Source organism: uncultured Algoriphagus sp., from assembly GCF_963974365.1.
GTDB lineage: Bacteria > Bacteroidota > Bacteroidia > Cytophagales > Cyclobacteriaceae > Algoriphagus.
In genome coordinates, this window is the sequence record NZ_CAXBBX010000002.1 from 115,756 (window position 1) to 132,448 (window position 16,693).

The 16,693-nt window shown below is 39.0% G+C and carries 16 protein-coding genes and 1 tRNA gene; 8 read left to right on the forward strand and 9 right to left on the reverse strand.

The features are described 5' to 3' along the window. Positions 1-320 precede the first annotated feature (320 nt). Entirely contained in the window at positions 321-1,841 is a 1,521-nt protein-coding gene (locus tag AACZ87_RS03005; protein ID WP_339864712.1) for a GH3 auxin-responsive promoter family protein, read from the forward strand. On the opposite strand, the gene AACZ87_RS03010 is transcribed toward AACZ87_RS03005, so the two are convergent. Next, positions 1,825-2,490: a hypothetical protein gene (locus AACZ87_RS03010; RefSeq protein WP_339864714.1), complete on the reverse strand. Its 666-nt coding sequence runs from the start codon at positions 2,488-2,490 to the stop codon at positions 1,825-1,827. The two genes, AACZ87_RS03005 and AACZ87_RS03010, sit on opposite strands and share 17 nt — an antisense overlap. Before the next feature lie 204 nt (positions 2,491-2,694). Between AACZ87_RS03010 and AACZ87_RS03015 the strand changes: the two genes are divergently transcribed. Then, the gene (locus AACZ87_RS03015) at positions 2,695-3,492 is read left to right on the forward strand and encodes a prohibitin family protein (RefSeq protein WP_339864716.1); all 798 of its coding nucleotides are present in this window, start codon (positions 2,695-2,697) and stop codon (positions 3,490-3,492) included. A gap of 147 nt (positions 3,493-3,639) precedes the next feature. On the opposite strand, the gene AACZ87_RS03020 is transcribed toward AACZ87_RS03015, so the two are convergent. Then, complete coding sequence (locus AACZ87_RS03020; protein WP_339864718.1) at positions 3,640-4,395, reverse strand: sulfite exporter TauE/SafE family protein; 756 nt, start codon at positions 4,393-4,395, stop codon at positions 3,640-3,642. A gap of 346 nt (positions 4,396-4,741) precedes the next feature. Here AACZ87_RS03020 and AACZ87_RS03025 point away from each other — a divergent pair, with 346 nt between their 5' ends. From AACZ87_RS03025 to AACZ87_RS03040, 4 genes are all read left to right on the forward strand, one after another. Then, the gene (locus tag AACZ87_RS03025; RefSeq protein ID WP_339864720.1) at positions 4,742-6,208 is read left to right on the forward strand and encodes a DASS family sodium-coupled anion symporter; all 1,467 of its coding nucleotides are present in this window, start codon (positions 4,742-4,744) and stop codon (positions 6,206-6,208) included. Positions 6,209-6,423: 215 nt separating this feature from the next. Continuing rightward, on the forward strand, positions 6,424-6,612 hold the full coding sequence (locus AACZ87_RS03030) for a hypothetical protein (RefSeq protein ID WP_339864722.1): 189 nt from the start codon (positions 6,424-6,426) through the stop codon (positions 6,610-6,612). A 26-nt stretch (positions 6,613-6,638) separates the two neighbouring features. Further along, positions 6,639-8,039: a histidine kinase gene (locus AACZ87_RS03035; protein ID WP_339864724.1), complete on the forward strand. Its 1,401-nt coding sequence runs from the start codon at positions 6,639-6,641 to the stop codon at positions 8,037-8,039. 26 nt (positions 8,040-8,065) lie between these two features. Beyond that, entirely contained in the window at positions 8,066-8,746 is a 681-nt protein-coding gene (locus AACZ87_RS03040; RefSeq protein ID WP_339864726.1) for a LytTR family DNA-binding domain-containing protein, read from the forward strand. A gap of 40 nt (positions 8,747-8,786) precedes the next feature. Here AACZ87_RS03040 and AACZ87_RS03045 read toward each other — a convergent pair whose 3' ends face one another. Both AACZ87_RS03045 and AACZ87_RS03050 read right to left on the reverse strand, forming a co-directional pair. After that, positions 8,787-9,665, reverse strand: coding sequence for an AraC family transcriptional regulator (locus AACZ87_RS03045; protein ID WP_339864728.1), 879 nt, complete (start codon positions 9,663-9,665; stop codon positions 8,787-8,789). A gap of 196 nt (positions 9,666-9,861) precedes the next feature. After that, complete coding sequence (locus AACZ87_RS03050; RefSeq protein WP_339864730.1) at positions 9,862-10,242, reverse strand: hypothetical protein; 381 nt, start codon at positions 10,240-10,242, stop codon at positions 9,862-9,864. A gap of 401 nt (positions 10,243-10,643) precedes the next feature. On the opposite strand from AACZ87_RS03050, the gene AACZ87_RS03055 reads away from it, so the two are divergent. After that, a complete protein-coding gene (locus tag AACZ87_RS03055) occupies positions 10,644-10,901 on the forward strand; it encodes a hypothetical protein (RefSeq protein WP_339864732.1) in 258 nt (85 codons plus the stop codon). 326 nt (positions 10,902-11,227) lie between these two features. Here the strand turns inward: AACZ87_RS03055 and AACZ87_RS03060 are convergent. The 3 genes from AACZ87_RS03060 to AACZ87_RS03070 form a co-directional block, all read right to left on the reverse strand. After that, positions 11,228-11,300 (reverse strand) — tRNA-Thr (locus tag AACZ87_RS03060). 99 nt (positions 11,301-11,399) lie between these two features. Then, a complete protein-coding gene (locus AACZ87_RS03065) occupies positions 11,400-13,559 on the reverse strand; it encodes a DUF349 domain-containing protein (RefSeq protein ID WP_339864734.1) in 2,160 nt (719 codons plus the stop codon). A gap of 48 nt (positions 13,560-13,607) precedes the next feature. Further along, the gene (locus tag AACZ87_RS03070) at positions 13,608-14,177 is read right to left on the reverse strand and encodes a YqgE/AlgH family protein (protein ID WP_339864736.1); all 570 of its coding nucleotides are present in this window, start codon (positions 14,175-14,177) and stop codon (positions 13,608-13,610) included. Positions 14,178-14,280: 103 nt separating this feature from the next. Here AACZ87_RS03070 and pdxH point away from each other — a divergent pair, with 103 nt between their 5' ends. Continuing rightward, positions 14,281-14,913, forward strand: coding sequence for a pyridoxamine 5'-phosphate oxidase (gene pdxH, locus AACZ87_RS03075; protein WP_339864738.1), 633 nt, complete (start codon positions 14,281-14,283; stop codon positions 14,911-14,913). On the opposite strand, the gene bshB1 is transcribed toward pdxH, so the two are convergent. Beyond that, positions 14,914-15,633 (reverse strand): bacillithiol biosynthesis deacetylase BshB1, encoded by a 720-nt coding sequence (bshB1, locus tag AACZ87_RS03080; protein WP_339864740.1) that lies wholly within the window; start codon positions 15,631-15,633, stop codon positions 14,914-14,916. A gap of 12 nt (positions 15,634-15,645) precedes the next feature. Then, the gene (locus AACZ87_RS03085; protein ID WP_339864741.1) at positions 15,646-16,689 is read right to left on the reverse strand and encodes a M23 family metallopeptidase; all 1,044 of its coding nucleotides are present in this window, start codon (positions 16,687-16,689) and stop codon (positions 15,646-15,648) included. Positions 16,690-16,693 lie beyond the last annotated feature (4 nt).

Here is a 16,693-nt window from a genome sequence, read left to right on the forward strand (position 1 = left end):
TGATTAGAAGATTGAAAAATTAGCTCTGGATGAGCGACAGATTAATTAAAGGTGCCTTTGGCCACAAACTATGGGTTGAAAATAGTACTTCTAATAAAATCCAGCCCTGCCTTTAGCTACGGCACAATGAATAAGTGCGGTATCTAAAGGTACTTCTTGCTCAAAAACATAATCGCCAAAAGTATCAAATTGAAGGTCCCAAATGCAAAGAGGCCGTAAATCCAAAATTATAATTCGTAAATAAAAGATGATGAGACTTCGAATTTCTCATTACTAACCAAGGCATACTGTTTGTTTATTTCCTTTGTAAAAAAACACACATGGCCATATTAGGTAAGCTCATAAAAGCAGGAATAGACATTACTTCAAAACTACAATTCGCAGAGGACTCGCCTGGCGTTTCCCAGGAGAAACAGCTCAGAGAGCTTATAAACCAAGCCAAAAACACGGCTTTTGGAAAGTATTATGGTTTTGAAGAACTCCTACAAGTGGAGGATTTGATTTCAGCTTTTAGAACTGAGGTTCCTATTTTCAATTACGAAGAAATGCATGCCCAGTGGTGGTCTAGACAGGAGCGATTTGCAGATATCACTTGGCCAGGTAAGCCTGATTTCTTTGCCAGAAGCAGTGGAACTACTGGCAAAAGCAGCAAGCGGATTCCTATTACCAAGGAATTTATGGGATCAATGAGAGCTGTGGGAACATCTATGATCAATTCCCTACATGACTTCGATTTTCCAGAAACTTTATTCGAATCGGAAGTCTTGATGTTAAGCAGCTCAGCCAATTTGGATGAAAATGAGCAGGGCTTCAAGGAAGGAGAAATCTCGGGTATCAATGTGAGTAATTTCCCCGGATGGTACGATATGTTCTACAGACCGGGAAAGGAGATAGCAGCTATCTCGGATTGGGATGAGCGTGTAAATGCCATAGCAGATCAGGCACCTGAATGGAATATTGGAGCGATAGCAGGTATTCCTTCTTGGGTACTGCTGATGTTGCAACGTATTATTGAACGACATCAACTGAGCAATATCCATGAAATCTGGCCAAACTTCCAGGTATTTGCTTCGGGAGGAGTAGCTTTTGAAACGTATAGAGAGGATTTTGAAAAGGTATGCAAGACCCCGATTACAATCTTAGATACTTACTTGGCTTCAGAAGGATTTATCGCTTATACCTGCCAACCTGAGACGATGAATATGAAATTGGCGCTGAGTCATGGCTACTTTTTCGAGTTTATTCCTTTTGATGAACGAGGAATGAATGAGTCGGGTAATTTAAAAAAAGACCCTGTAGTGCTGGGTATCGATGAGGTAGAACTAGGGCAGGAGTATGTGTTGATTCTCAGCTCATGTGCTGGGGCTTGGAGATATATGATTGGTGATGTGATCCGCTTCGAATCACTATCTCCCCCACAAATTAAAATCACCGGGCGAACGAAATTTTTTCTCAATGTCGTCGGCTCACAGCTTTCAGAAGAGAAGATGGATAAAGCAATATTGGAATTGGCTGAAGAAAATAACACATCTATCAACGAGTATATGGTGGCTGCTGTGAAAGATGAAGTTGGTGAATACTTCCATCAGTGGGTGCTTGTAAGTGAGGTAAAACCGGATGGATTAGCCGGGAAACTAGATGATTTATTGAAATCAGCGAATAAAAATTACGCTGTTGCGCGATCCAAAGCACTCAAGGGAATTGATGTGAAAGTGATCTCTAAAGATCAATACACAGCCTTTCTAGCTCAAACCAACAAAAAAGGTGGGCAGACCAAAACTCCTAAAGTGATGAAAGAGGAAAAAATGAAGTTACTTCTTGAGTTTATATCTCAACCTTAGGTAATACAGGAACTCGCTCATCTGGACAAAGCTCAGCACCTTGGATAGTCATGTAATATCGTTTGATCTGATCCTGGTATGCCGGAGAGATAAAATCGTTTTCAAGAATGTATTTTTTGGCAGCAATCACATCTGTACGGAAGCCATGCCGGATCGCAATACTATCAGCTTCATGCTCACGCTCACGCTTATATTTTTCTGAAAGTACGTATCGGATTCCATACGCTATCATGCCTGCATTGGAATGATTTTCATAATCTACGATATGTCCAAGTTCATGTGCAAACCAACCTCTCAAAACATTCTCGGGTAAATCCGCAATAAATAAATCCTCAGAATCCAGCACTTTTTCTGCCACGTCCAATTTATATTTTCGGTTTTTGCCAAAAATGTCACTAAGCTCTATTACGGGCTGAGCCTGCATAGTCGAGGAGCTGAGATTACTTTGTATGACGTCAAAACCATAGCTGTGCAGTTCCTTGTATTGTTGCCAAACATCTAGAAAAGCATTCTTGATATTGGCATGGATGCCTGGAGAAAAGTTGGGAGTATCTGTCGGAAGGGAAGGAGTTTGAAGTGATTTGAAGGTGATCACACCCAAAATTATAAACGCCACTGCTCCTGCCAAAACTTTGTGTTTGTATTGCATCAACTTAATTCGAACAAAGAACATACCAAGGAATTATACATCAATTCTTAGAGGTTTTTGAGTTTTACCACTGAAATCTAAAAGAATGAGTGGATATTAAGGTGCGCACTGGAGTATGGGCTGATCTATACTTGGGCCGTAAATCAACAAAACATGAAGAATAAAAATATGAGTGAATTTAACAGTGTATTAAAAAATGGGCCCATGAGGAATTTAGTAATTGCCGGAATAGTGGTAGTTATTCTATTCATCTTGAAGCCTTGGGTGCAGATCGGGGCAGGTGAGAGAGGCATAGTTTTGAATTTTGGAGCTGTTCAGGACAAGGTTTTGAGTGAAGGAATTCACTTTAAAATCCCGATAGTTCAGACCGTTGAGGTTATGGATGTGAAAATCCAAAAGGCTACAACAGATGCAGCTTCTTCCTCTTCAGATCTTCAGGATGTAGATATGTCGGTAGCTCTAAACTATCATGTAATCCCTGAGGAGGCGAATTTGGTTTATCAGACGATAGGAGTTCAATTTAAAGACAGAATTATTGATCCGGCCATTCAGGAAGTGATGAAAGCGGTTTCTGCACGGTACACTGCTGAGGAATTAATAACTAAGAGACCAGCCGTTAGCTCAGAAATGAAAGATGCTTTGACTACCCGATTGTTGGAATCTAAAATAGCCGTAGATGCGTTTTCCATCATTAATTTCAGCTTTTCCCAGACCTTTACGGATGCGATTGAGGCAAAGCAAACAGCAGAGCAGAATGCACTTAAAGCTAAGCGTGATCTGGATAGGATTAAGGTAGAAGCGGAACAAACTATCGCGGCGGCAACTGCAGAAGCCGAAGCTTTAAGATTACAGAAAATGAATATTTCCCCGGATCTAATTGAGCTGAGAAAAATTGAGGCCAATCTGAAAGCCATTGAGAAATGGAATGGAATTTTGCCTGAGGTTACTGGTGCTGGTGCAATACCGTTTATTGGAGTGGGAGAGGCGGCAAAGAGGAATTAGTCTAACGACTGGAAGTCTGAGGACAGAAGTTTTCCTAAGCAACCTACCTAGATTTAAAGTTTTCAAGGCTACCGTATGCTTTCTTTCGGTAGCCTTTTTCTTTTGGATTTGAGTGATTTTTTGATAAAAAGCTTACTTACTTCGGCTTTATTTAAATAGAATAATAATGGCTCCCAAAGCAGTCAAAACCAAGATCATTTTTCTGAAAAATGCTTCATTGATCATTTTCACTAGTTTAATTCCCAGTACAAATCCAAGAATAATCCCAGGAACTAATTTCAAATCGAGAAGGAGGGTTTCCTCTGAAATAGTGTTCCAAATGAAAAAATGAAAAGGTAACTTGAATACATTGATAATGAGAAAAAGCCACGCAGCAGTGCCAATAAAGTGGTTTTTTGGCAGACGCATCGCTAAAAAATAAATATTGGATATAGGACCAGCTAAGTTCCCAACCATGGTCGTAAAGCCTGCCAAAGTCCCAACTCCGCTAGCAAAAGCCCAGTGTGTTGGGATCTTTTGTACTTTTTTCTGATCCCACCAAACGATAATAGCCAAGACTAAGAAGATAATGATTGCCATTGCGATTTTAAAGGTTTGCTCAGGTAGATCCATACCGATCCAACTACCTAGAATAATCCCTAAAATCATCCATGGAAGAAATTTAGCCACGTATTTCCATTGAGTATGCCTGTTATAATAAATCACAGCAAATACATCAGCCACCACTAAAAGTGGTAAAACGATCCCAGTGGACTGCTTGGCTTCAAATGCTATTGCCATAAATGTCACATTGATAATTGCTATTCCTTTGATTCCGGCTTTGGACAATCCGATCACAAAAGCAGCTAAAAAACTAAGAATCCATGAAGTGGCACTGATCTCTGAGGCAATAGATAAAAACATGTGTTGGAATAAAAATGAAGAGCTAAACTATTTCTATTTCCCAAACATATAAAAAGAAGAACGAAGACTCGTGACCGAAGCGATATCAAGGCGAGGAAAGTCATCCTTATAAAATTTTACTAGAGATTCTTCAAGACCCTGAGATTCGCGTATATGAAGTTTATCTTGACATTATCCCGTTTAGTTAAAAATAGAATGATTAGCACTATGGGGTTTTCTTGACTGTGACAAATTATATTTGTTACATAATTTATATTATGTTAAATAGATATCGAGATATCCCCATTTTCTAATAAATCAGTATCTTAAAGCCATAGAATCAATCCTACTCTGATATCTCTACTTTATGATCAAACAGCTTCCCCGCTTGGGACTTTTTTTTGGGCCTGTAGCGTTTCTGCTAATTTATTTTTTTGTGAGTTCACCAGATTTAAACCCAGCAGCTCAAGCTATGTTAGGCTTGGCTGCATGGATGGCCGTCTGGTGGATCACTGAAGCGATACCTATCGCTGCAACAGCTTTTTTGCCGCTAATTTTTATGCCTATGCTTGGCATACTGCCAATCGCAGATGTCTCTGAAAATTACATGCACCCCACAGTACTTCTTTACATGGGAGGCTTTCTCCTGGCTACTGGGATTGAGAAATGGAGCCTTCACAGAAGGATTGCACTTAACATAATAAATCTAATTGGAACAGATCTGCGGAAGATCGTACTGGGTTTTATCTTAGCCACAGGAATTCTCTCGATGTGGATCTCAAATTCCGCCACTTCGCTAATGATGTTGCCGATTGGTTTGGCTGTGGTCAATCAGTTCAAAGATCAACTAGGCACTTCAAAACTAGCTATTTCTGAAAATCTCGGTAAAGCCATTATGCTCGGTATTGCATATAGCGCATCCATCGGTGGCGTAGCAACCTTGATCGGAACGCCGACGAATATCATTTTAGCCTCAGTAGTATCAGATTTATATGGCTACGAAATCGGCTTTAATGAATGGATGTTGTTTGGATTGCCTTTGTCTGCAGTGATGCTCTTCATTTGCTGGTATTACCTAGTCAATTTTTCCAATCCCCTACCCGCCCGCTTTAGTTTAAGTGATGGGAAAAGCATTATCAAAACACAGTTAACAACCTTAGGTAAAATAACTTATGAGGAGAAAATGGTAATGATTGTTTTTGGATTAGTTTGCTTTTCCTGGATTACCCGCTCATTCTTATTACAACAATTTTTGCCAGGATTGGACGACACCATTATAGTATTAGTTGGTGTTGTAGCCTTGTTTATTATCCCTTCTTCAACTAAAGGTGAACGGATTTTGGACTGGAAAACTGCTGAGCGAATTCCCTGGGGAGTTTTAATTCTTTTTGGAGGCGGTTTGGCTTTGGCAGCTGGATTCAAAGAAACTGGTCTTGCTGAGTGGATAGGAACGCGATTTACTTTGATCGAAGGTATTTCCTTCTTCCTGCTCCTGTTGATTATTATTGCATCTGTCAACTTCCTTACTGAAGTTACTTCCAATGTTGCGACAGCTTCTATGCTATTACCTATTTTGGCTTCGGTAGCTCTGAAACTTGATTTGCATCCTTTTGGATTGATGGTCGGAGCTACATTGGCTGCGAGTTGCGCCTTTATGCTTCCAGTGGCCACACCACCCAATGCGGTCGTATTCGGTTCGGGCTATCTGCAAATGAAAGATATGGTGAAGGCAGGCTTTTGGTTAAATGTGATTTCAATTATTCTGGTGACGTTGATGGTGTATTTTGTGCTGCCACGGATGTGGGGAATTGATTTGTTGAGTAATCCTTTTTGATTTTCAACTTACGTTTTGGGATTTATGGCGTTGTTGACTGTACACCGATCAGTTTGGACTTCAGCAGCTTGTGAGATAATGACTCTTCATTATTGCTACAAGCTCATGCTTCTCTTTCGCAATGACGAACATCCAAAATTAAAACTCCCATAATAGAAATTGAAAATTCCGTCCCTCGATTACTCCATTTCATCACATTCTTTTGCGGTCAAAACATGAGTCGCGTATTCTTGTCCTATCAATTAGGAAGGGAATTAATGAACACCAAGAAAGTCTTTTATTTACTGATTCTTTTAGCACTTATTTATAATATGATGCTGATGTTTGTGGGCTGCTCTGCTGACAGCGAGAATTCAGAAAAGGTCACCTTGGACATTAAAACAAATCTGATTGAACAAAAGTAGTTCAACTTATTTATTTACAATAGTTTATGAAATCAAAAAGATTAGTATTTAGAGATGTAGAATGGTGGATCATCACTCTCGTATTTTTGATTATCGTGCTCACAAACATCGTAATTGCGATGTCAGCCTATAGCTATCCTATGGAGAAATTCTTTGGGATAGTAGTACAGCCAATTGTGCTATACATAGGTTTTTATGTGATGCACTTGGTAATTATCCCCAAATACCTTAAGGATAAAAATGTACTGCAGCTCATTCTATTCAGCTTGCTTGCCGCTGTTGTTACAGGGGGATTAACAGGAGCTTGCGCTGGCGTCAATGACGTAGATCCAGAACGTTTTTTCCGTTTCTACTTTAGCACCATTTTACTCTATGCAGTCTATTTAGTCATTGCAAACTTGTTGAGGAAAATGTTTTTGCCGCCAATATTTAAGGACTATCAGCTTTATAACGGCATTCGTCTTTTTATGATTTTCTTGTTTGTAAGCATATTCTTATTTGTTTCACGCCTCTTTGTGAATGAAGTTATTTTGGTCATTCTTCTAATGGTAATTCCCTGCATTGCCTTCTTTGTATTTTACAATTACTTTTTGCTGTACAGAAACAAGCTCAAAGGAAATATCAAAGCTTATCGATGGTTCCTCTGGGGATTGATGACTATACTATTTCTTGTTTTCGTCATTATCTCAGCTGAAAACAATGTTCCTGAAATCATGCTGCTTGGCCTTGGGATGATCGCCTTATTGATTTTTGTCATTTTCCCAATTTCGAATATCGTCTTTGGAAAGTATAAAGATTACATTGGAAAAATAGATACCCTCTCCGTACAGGTAAATCAAAGCTCTGCCAACCTTAGTTTCCTTCGCTCTCAGATCAATCCCCACTTTCTTTTTAATGCCCTAAACACCCTTTATGGGGCTGCTTTGATGGAGAATGCTGAGAAAACCTCAGATGGAATTCAAAAACTTGGAGATATGATGCGCTTTATGCTTCATGAGAATCAGATGGACAAAATTCCTTTGACCAGAGAGATTGATTACTTGAGAAATTACCTTGACCTGCAGATGCTGCGATTCAAAAATGAGGAAAACCTAGAGGTGGAAATCAAATTGTCTGATGATATCTGTGAGGGAAGCATCTCACCTATGTTATTGATTCCTTATGTAGAAAATGCCTTCAAACACGGGATCAGCACAAAAAGTAAATCCTGGATTAAAATCAACCTAAGATGCCTTCAAGGCTCAGTTCATCTGGACGTGGTAAATAGCATTCATGCCAAAAAACAAACTGAAGATCCACGGGATGAGTCTGGAATTGGCTTGGAAAATGTCAAGAGCAGATTAGCACATTTCTACCCTCTAAAACATAACTTGACCATCGTGGCAAATGACATAGAGCATTTTGTCCACCTTTCTGTCCAGCTATGAGAACCTATTATATAAAACCTTAAATAATGATTAAAGCAATCGCTATTGACGATGAAAATATGGCTTTGGAGGTAATAAAAGCACATGCTTCCAAAGTTCCTTTTTTAGAACTGAAAGCCACATTTACAGATGCTGTCCAAGGGTTGGAATACCTCAAAAGCAATCCGGTAGAACTCGTCTTTCTTGACATCAATATGCCGGATATCTCTGGAGTGGAATTAGCGACTTTGCTGCCAAAGGAAACTCAAGTAATCTTCACTACTGCCTATTCTGATTATGCCGTTCAGGGATTTGAACTTGATGCGATTGATTATTTATTGAAACCCTTCAATCTGGGACGCTTTCTGAAAGCTTGCCAAAAAGCCCAGGAATGGCTGCAGCTACAGCCAGCAACGCTTCAGCAATATATATACATCAAAACCTCAGAGGGTCAAGTTAAGGTGAAATACAAAGATCTCTTCTGCTGCGAAGCAACAGGGAATTATGTGACGTTTCACCTACGAAATGGCAACCTGATGAGTAGAATTACTTTGGCAGAAATAGAGAAAGAGCTTCCCTCCTCTTTTATCCGAACGCACCGCTCCTACATTGTGAATTCGGAATTGGTGGATAAAGCCGAACGACATCAGTTGGTTTTAGAAGGACATTCTTTCCCTATCAGCATGTCCTTTATGGATGAGGTGATGCGCCAGTTCGAAAATGAATGAGTTAGGGGTAGAACTCAATGAGCATCTACTCTACGGTATTTTAATTATTAAATGCCTCTCTAATGTCCTTTTTGTAAGCTAAAGGTGTTTTGCCGATTCGATCTTTGAACTGCTTATTGAAATTGGAGAGTGTAGGAAATCCACTTTCAAAACAAACCTGACTAATATTCAAATCTTCATCCTGTAATAATTTGCGAGCATTACTGATTCGCACATCACCTAGAAAATCCGAGAATGATTTGTTCACTCTTGTCTTAAAGTATCTGCTAAAAGCACTTTCGGACATGTTGGCTAGGGAAGCTACCTCTTGAAGCGTGATTTTCTGGTTGAAGTTCTTTAGCACATATTCCAAAATTTCGGAGATTTTATCCTTTTCATGCGCAGTGTAATTGCTCTTATAATCCATTTGGGTGATAGGCTCCAATTCGGATGAATGAGCCAACACGTTTAAGATTTCCAGAAGACCTATAATGCTTGTTACTCCAGTTTGGTTTACCAGGTCTTTCATCATTTTGATTACGACCTTATTAGTCTGACCGGTAATCTCCAACCCTCTACCGGCCATATGGAGTAATTTCCCTATTTCTGCAAACTCTTCCTTTTGAAGAGCATCCTTGCCAAGGAAACTCTCCGGGAAATATATTACGATATCGTGTGTTTCCATCGTACTCTCGGCATCGAAATATGCATTGTCACACCTCCATACATGAGGGAGATTTGGACCAGTCAAAACTAGATCGCCCTCCTTAAAAGGCTTCATGTGATCACCTATATAGCGCGTTCCCCTACCCTTTAAGATCACGTTCAATTGGTATTCTTCATGCGAATGCCAGTATTTATCAAGATATGCCTCACGTAGTTCTCTGATTACAAAGACTTTATTATCTGGGATTTTCGATTTTTGAAGAGGCTTCTTCATTATTTATAGCTGGTTTAATTTATTCAATCACAAGTAATAGGCTTTAATTAAGCATAATTCAGTCATTTTTCAAGTCTAAAATAAGAATTTCACCTTATTTATTTCAGGTAAATAGCTTTGTATGGAAGGATCAACAATAAAAAAGACAGCAATGAGAATTGCTGTCTTTCATTTCAAAGCCTGTATAAGCTAGAAATTACTTTTTAGGCACTCTTGTACCTTCTGCATCAAACATCCCCATAAGGTCTCCTTTTGCATGGTCTGCGTCGACCTTCTTCAAGTATAGAGTCACATCATATCCACTGATATTAAAGGCTGTATTGATAGCGTCACCAGAAATGGTGGTACTGCTCATTTTTTTCTCTTCAGTAGCGCCTTCTTCAGTAAAATATCCTGTTGTCTTTCCATCCTTTGTTTCAAATCTAACCGGGATGGTAGCGTCCCCTTGAGGCGTACCTTTTACTAGTACATTCCATTTGCCTTCAAAATATTCTGGAGATGGATTGTAAGAGGTAAATGCAAAGCTTATTGTAGCCAAAAGGACAAGTGTGCAAACTAATGTAATTCTGTTTTTCATGATGATGTGGTTATTGTTTGGTAAGGACACAATAACTACAAAATACCTGAATTCTCAAATAGACAGTCGTCACTATTGGTGAAAATGTTAATCAAATGCCATTCAAAAGTACTTAATACTTAAAAAGAGTCACCGCCAAATGGAATTTAATGCTATAAGATAGTGAATGAGCACATGAGCTATAATATTCCAGATAGCGACATCTTTTACTTATATACAGCTCTTCCATTCAAAATTGCTTGATCGTAACTCTTACCCACTGATGAATAACAAGATAATATTCTAACAATGAGTTGGTTATCTAACTAAATAATAGTAAATTTTTTAAGTAAGATTTCTGTATAAGTAATAGTTCTCGTTAACTACTCAGTTCCTTAATTAACATTAGACCCAAAGTGATTATGAAAAGCCCAAAAAAGCACCTTGCACCAAAACTGCGTATCAATTCCAAGTATCACCCTGCAATAGCTGTCGGAGCCAAAGCAGTCAAAGCATTGGCTTTGGTAATCTTCTTAACTCCCTTTTTCATGAGGATTTATCAAGATACGAGTATAAACTCCTTCTTTATCACATTTTTTAGCTGCTTAGGAATATCCATCTTCCTGATGATTGCAGCAGAAATCTCAGAAGCTGCAATCGACCAAGAGATACAGGTGTAGCCTTCTGAGTATATAAGATTAGGAGATTTCCATATTCATACAATTCCACCATGACCAAAAATTTTGCTCTACTCCTATTGTTATTCCTAGCTATTGGCTGTACAGAAACAGAAAATCCGAAACAGGATTTGATTCCAAGTGATGCTGTGGAAATAGGAGATCAGGTATGGATGAAAAAAACCTGGATGTCAAGATATTCAAAAATGGATTGTGTCAATTCCCCCAACTTTTAGGACTGATCCAAAACAAGATCAATACGAAGAACATTAAAGTGGCACTAAATCCACTTAAATACAAAAAGGGAAACATTTCTGTTTCCCTTTTTGAGCCTCCTATCGGGATCGAACCAATGACCTACTGATTACAAGTCAGTTGCTCTACCAGCTGAGCTAAGGAGGCTTATTCCGTTATTGTGATGCAAATATAGACGTTCACTTTATTCGCTCCAAACCCTCAGAAAAGAAAAATCCTATCTTCCTTATTCTGAGTGAGAAAAATTTAAAACTCCCTTAATATTGAAAGCTTACTTTTCAGTTTTTCTATTTCTTCCTCTGCTTTTTGGATCTTCACATCAAATTGATCTTTCAACTTATCTGCAGTTTTTGATGCTGCAAAGAACTCCAAATTGTTTTTCCACAAAGTAATGTTGTTCTCCAATTCAGATATCTGCTTACGAATGCCGTGCTCCTTCTTATTAAGGGTTTTCACTGCATTAGGATCGGACTGAATTCTGGTTAGATTTAATCTGAAAAGGAAATCTTCTCTTCCTTCTCCTTCTGGACTCAACTTCTCCATATAAGCATCCACAGCAGTTTTAAATTGAGCCTGTATCTCTTTCATGGCCTTTCTAGGTACAAATCCAAGATCGTTGAATTCACCTACCAATTTGGTCAACTCTTCTTCTGAAACTTCATTCCCAGCAGCTGCATCGGTTAGTTGCTTACAAATTGCTTGTTTCTTTACAAGATTCTCCTCAAACTCAGCATTTGATTGCTTATTGGAATCTCTTCTATTGTCAAAGAAGGTATCACAGGCGAGTTTAAAACGCTTGTAAAGACTATCTCTGTTTTTCTCAGGAGTTGGACCTAGCTTCTTCCAATCCTGTTGCAACTTAACCAGTGCATTGGAAGTATTTTGCCAATCCGTATTATCCTTAAGCTCTTCTGCTTTCACGATCAACTCCTCTGCTTTTGCTAGGTTAGCTGCTCTTATTTCATCAAGCTCTTTGAAAAACAAATTTTTATTGTGGAAGAATTGCTTGAAAGAAGCCCAGAAAGATTTATTGATATCTTTTCCGGATTCTCTAGGAACAGGTCCTATTTTCTCCCACTTCTTCTGGATTTCTAGGATTTCTTTGGTCTTAAGATTCCATTCACGGATTCTGTCTGCTTTGAATTCAGCAAATGGCTTAAGCGTCTCAATTAATGCTTCTTTTTGATCTTGATTTACTTTGAAAACCTCCTTTTGACCTTCGTAGAAATCCTTTCTTCTGTCGTAAACTGCATCAGATGCACCTTTGAATTTCTGCCACAATGCTTCCTGCTCATCTCTAGGAACCGGACCAATGTGTTTAAATTCTTCATGAAGATCATTCAGCGACTTGATAGCGTCCTTCAGATCTTTTACATCCTTTAGTGCTATTGCTTTTTCTACGAGCTCTAGTTTGCTTTCAAGGTTTTTCTTACGATCTAGCTCTTTTAATTCAAAGTAAATACTTCTATTGTCATAGAAACGATCCATGAGCGCATTGTAGCTAGCCCACAGACTTCTGTTTTGTGAAGCATGTACTTGACCTATGCTTTTCCACTCTTCCTGCAAGGCTTTAATTGTAGCCATACTCAAAGTAGTTTCTTCACCGTCTACTAAGTCTCGTAATTTATTTAACAACTCGGTCTTTGCAGCCAGGTTATTCTCTTTCTGCTTCTCAGCTTCTTTGCGAAGCGCTCCAAGTTGATGACGGTATTCGTAATAATAGGTATTGAATTCTTTTTCTTCATCACTAGGACGGAAGTCAAAATCATCTTCTACTCCTCCTTCAGCCTTGAAATTTTCAAGTGCATCTTCCTTCTCCTTATGTGTGAATTCATCGAAAGCAGCCTTAATTTCGTGAACAAGCTTATCGATTCTATAAATATTGTCCTGCTTAACTTTACTTTTCAGCAGCGCAACTAATTCTATTTTGGACATAGAGGAAATATCAATCTCCTCCTCATGATGCTCCTCTTCTTCTGTTTCTTCCTCATCCTCAGAAGTAGCTTCGGTTGAATCGTCAGCTACAGCCTTTTTCACAGATGATTTCTCCGCAGTTTCAAGCGGGGTTTCTTCGATTTCAGGAGATGGGGCGGTTTCTTCAACTGTGGATTCAGAATCAGATGTTGATTCTGTCTCCGTTTTTTCTTCGGCCTTAGCGATTTTTTCTTCAGTAGTCTTTTGGACAGCTTCTTCAGTTTCCACAATCTCTTCAGCTTGTTCAGGTACCACTTCAGGCGAGTCTTCTATAGCTTGTTCAGCTTCAACTTCAGGCCCACTAGTCTGATCCGCTTCAATTTCTTCTTTAGCTTCAGAATTAGTTTCCTTTTCGATACCCTTTACCTCTTCCGATTTGGAGGTTTGGGTCACCTTGTCCTTGTCGGACAAATCATTACTTTTATCAGTCATAAAAACAGTACTATTAGGCGGCAATATGGGCAAAAGTAGGGATTTTGCCTAATTTAATCTTGGATCAAGAGGATAATTTGCTATTACCTTAAACTCCCCTCCCATATTTTTAAGCAGGTTTTTCCAGAGTTCTTCGGGAGTAAATTTGAAGGTTTGCTCATCGAGATTTTCTCTGCAAATAATCCAAGTCTCATCGGAAAGCTCCTCATCCAATTGATCAGAACCCCATCCACTGTATCCTATGTAGAACCTTACTGAATCATGGTCAAGTAGACCTAGCTTTAATTTTTCTACCAAAGAATCGTAATCTCCTCCCCACCATATATTCTCACCCAGCGAAATACTGCCTTCCAAAGCTTTTTCCCCTACGTATATAAAGTGTAAGGTATTTTGTTCCACTGGTCCTCCTACAAATACATCTTTGTCCAAAAAGTCTAATGCTTCAACAAGCTCTCCTAGTTTAAGAATAGAAGGTTTATTGATTATGAGGCCAAAGCTTCCCTCTTCTGAATGCTCACATAGTAAAACCACAGAACGAACGAAGTTCTCGTCCTGCAAAAATGGCTCGGAAATTAGAAGATCGCCAGCTTTAGGATTATCTAGTTGTTCTTTACTCATTCTGCTTTTAAATCTAAATTCTTGAAAAATATAAATCATAATTTTTTAAATGCAATGCCTATGGTAATTTTATCTCAAAGATTTTATTGAATAACAACCTACTATGAATATCTCAGCAATACGTAAAGACTACTCCATTAAATCACTGGATATCAAGGATGTAAATACGAATCCAATACGCCAATTTGAGGCTTGGTTTGAAGAGGCAGTAACTGCTGAAGTTCTAGAGGTCAATGCAATGACCGTTTCTACCTTAGGCTTAGATGGTTGTCCGAATGCGAGAATCCTACTTCTGAAAGGTGTGGATATAGGCTTTGTGTTTTTCACAAACTACAAAAGTGAAAAAGGAAGGGAATTAGAAAAGCATAACGCCGCTTCGTTAACATTCTTTTGGCCGGAATTAGAGCGACAGGTGCGGATACGGGGAAAAGTGGAAAAAGTAACTGAAGAAGAATCGGACTCTTATTTTTTCTCAAGGCCAATAGGCTCTCAGATCGGAGCTTGGGTGTCACCCCAAAGTCAACAGATTAGTTCTAGAGAAGCTATCAACGTACGCCAATTAGAAATTGAAAAGAAATTTGAGGGAAAGGCTATGATTCGCCCGCCTCACTGGGGAGGCTATAGATTAATGCCAAACACAATGGAATTCTGGCAAGGAAGACCTAGTCGATTACATGATAGAATTAAATACGAACTAGTGGATGAGAAATGGTCTATAAACAGACTTGCTCCTTGATTATTTCAGATCGTAAAGATTATCTGAACCTATCATCCTTTCCACGGTGAATCCTTCTCCGTATTTCACTAGGATTTTGTGACCAAATTCTCTTGCTCTTGCTTCTATGAATGGCAGAAAATCTGGGTCTGAAATAAAACTAACTGGTTCTTCACTTGTCGGGTCGTAGAACTGTGATTGAAAAGCAAGGATGCTATCTATTTTAGTTTGCCAAAATGGCGTAATATCCATTACAAAATCTGGCTCGATGTAGTTGTTCTGAATGTAGTGATAAACAAATTTTGGCCTCCAAGCTTCCTGAGCAACTCCATCCAGTTTTGTTTCGATCTTTCTGAGCCCACTCATGAAACAAGCTGTGGACGCCAAACTTGAACCTTTTCCATGATCCGGATGTCTATCCGAAACCGCATTAGCCAAAACAATTTCAGGCCTATATTTCCTGATCATTTCTATCAATTTTAACTGATGAAACTCATCATTTTGAAAATAAACGTCTTTAAAGCCTAAGTTCTCTCTTGCAGATAATTGAAGAATTTTGCTGGATGCTTCAGCCTCCTGAAGTCTAAGTTCTGGAGTTCCACGTGTCCCCATTTCTCCCTGTGTAAAGTCAACTACCCCTACTTTATGGCCACGAGCCACATGGGAAGCGATAGTTCCAGAGCAACCAAGTTCTGCATCATCAGGATGTGCAGCAAAAACTAATATATCTAGGTTTGTCATTTAATTCGTTGGCTAGCGAACACGAAGGTTCTGTCCTATTTTTAAAATTGTACGCGTAGAGATGCCATTGAGCCTAGTCAAGGCACTCACTGAAACACCGTATTTACGAGCAATTGAACCGAGGTTTTCACCCTTTTTTACTTTGTGATAAGCATTGGTTCTGGCTTGAACAATATTTCCGAAAAGCGCAGGAGTTATTTGATAATTTTGACTCAGAATTTTATAATCCGGAAAATCATAGACTTTTTCTGCATCAAAAGCTAAGCCCCTATACCGTAATTCATAATGTAAATGAGAGCCTGTACTTCTTCCGGAATTTCCACCTTTGGCAATTAGATCTCCAGCTTTCACCTCTTGGCCTACATCCACAAGTTGCTTAGACAAGTGCCCATAGAGAGTTTCGAGGCCATTTTTGTGACGTATGACTATGTAATATCCATATCCATACCTGTCATAAGATTTGACTCGAACGATACCATCAAAACCGCTGAAGACAGGATCACCTGTATTCAAATCTAGGTCGGTTCCATAGTGCCATCTTCTCCACCTGTAACCATATGGGGAAGTCACCGGAGTTGTCTCTAATGGCATTTTCCAATCGTAACCAAAAAACTCATCGTAAAGACGAATGTTAACAGTGTCTTTGAAGGTTTTTGGATCGAAATTGTAGATATCAATTTTGTTGGAATCCCAAGAAGAATAGTATTCAAAGGCAGTGACCCAAATACTATCGATTTGAATTTGCTCCGAAACTTTAATGAGCTGATTTGTGGGTGCCCAGATCATGATATTCTGATCCTCGCTAATAATGGATCTAACCCGGCCAAGGTTCACATTATTTTCGAAAATAATAGAATCTGTCACAGAGGATAAAGTCCTCAGATAGGATTCCTGGTCAAAAGCCCTCAACTCAATATTTTTCCTTTCCTGGTTGGCTCCAGAGGATTGAGTTGTACTATTTTTCTTAATAATCTTAGGAAAAATTTGAGCATTGGCGTTTAAAGCGCCAATGCTCAGATTTAAACAAAAGACTACAAATAGGATCGAATACCTCATTTAT

Excerpts from the sequence above, each read along its gene's own strand:
- AACZ87_RS03030 (WP_339864722.1), top strand. The coding sequence starts at position 6,424 with ATGAGTCGCGTATTCTTGTCCTATCAATTAGGAAGGGAATTAATGAAC.
- AACZ87_RS03005 (WP_339864712.1), top strand. The coding sequence starts at position 321 with ATGGCCATATTAGGTAAGCTCATAAAAGCAGGAATAGACATTACTTCA.
- AACZ87_RS03040 (WP_339864726.1), top strand. The coding sequence starts at position 8,066 with ATGATTAAAGCAATCGCTATTGACGATGAAAATATGGCTTTGGAGGTA.
- AACZ87_RS03065 (WP_339864734.1), bottom strand. The coding sequence starts at position 13,559 with ATGACTGATAAAAGTAATGATTTGTCCGACAAGGACAAGGTGACCCAA.
- AACZ87_RS03015 (WP_339864716.1), top strand. The coding sequence starts at position 2,695 with ATGAGGAATTTAGTAATTGCCGGAATAGTGGTAGTTATTCTATTCATC.
- AACZ87_RS03035 (WP_339864724.1), top strand. The coding sequence starts at position 6,639 with ATGAAATCAAAAAGATTAGTATTTAGAGATGTAGAATGGTGGATCATC.
- AACZ87_RS03020 (WP_339864718.1), bottom strand. The coding sequence starts at position 4,395 with ATGTTTTTATCTATTGCCTCAGAGATCAGTGCCACTTCATGGATTCTT.
- AACZ87_RS03055 (WP_339864732.1), top strand. The coding sequence starts at position 10,644 with ATGAAAAGCCCAAAAAAGCACCTTGCACCAAAACTGCGTATCAATTCC.
- AACZ87_RS03070 (WP_339864736.1), bottom strand. The coding sequence starts at position 14,177 with ATGAGTAAAGAACAACTAGATAATCCTAAAGCTGGCGATCTTCTAATT.
- pdxH (WP_339864738.1), top strand. The coding sequence starts at position 14,281 with ATGAATATCTCAGCAATACGTAAAGACTACTCCATTAAATCACTGGAT.
- AACZ87_RS03085 (WP_339864741.1), bottom strand. The coding sequence starts at position 16,689 with ATGAGGTATTCGATCCTATTTGTAGTCTTTTGTTTAAATCTGAGCATT.
- AACZ87_RS03025 (WP_339864720.1), top strand. The coding sequence starts at position 4,742 with ATGATCAAACAGCTTCCCCGCTTGGGACTTTTTTTTGGGCCTGTAGCG.
- AACZ87_RS03010 (WP_339864714.1), bottom strand. The coding sequence starts at position 2,490 with ATGCAATACAAACACAAAGTTTTGGCAGGAGCAGTGGCGTTTATAATT.
- AACZ87_RS03050 (WP_339864730.1), bottom strand. The coding sequence starts at position 10,242 with ATGAAAAACAGAATTACATTAGTTTGCACACTTGTCCTTTTGGCTACA.
- bshB1 (WP_339864740.1), bottom strand. The coding sequence starts at position 15,633 with ATGACAAACCTAGATATATTAGTTTTTGCTGCACATCCTGATGATGCA.
- AACZ87_RS03045 (WP_339864728.1), bottom strand. The coding sequence starts at position 9,665 with ATGAAGAAGCCTCTTCAAAAATCGAAAATCCCAGATAATAAAGTCTTT.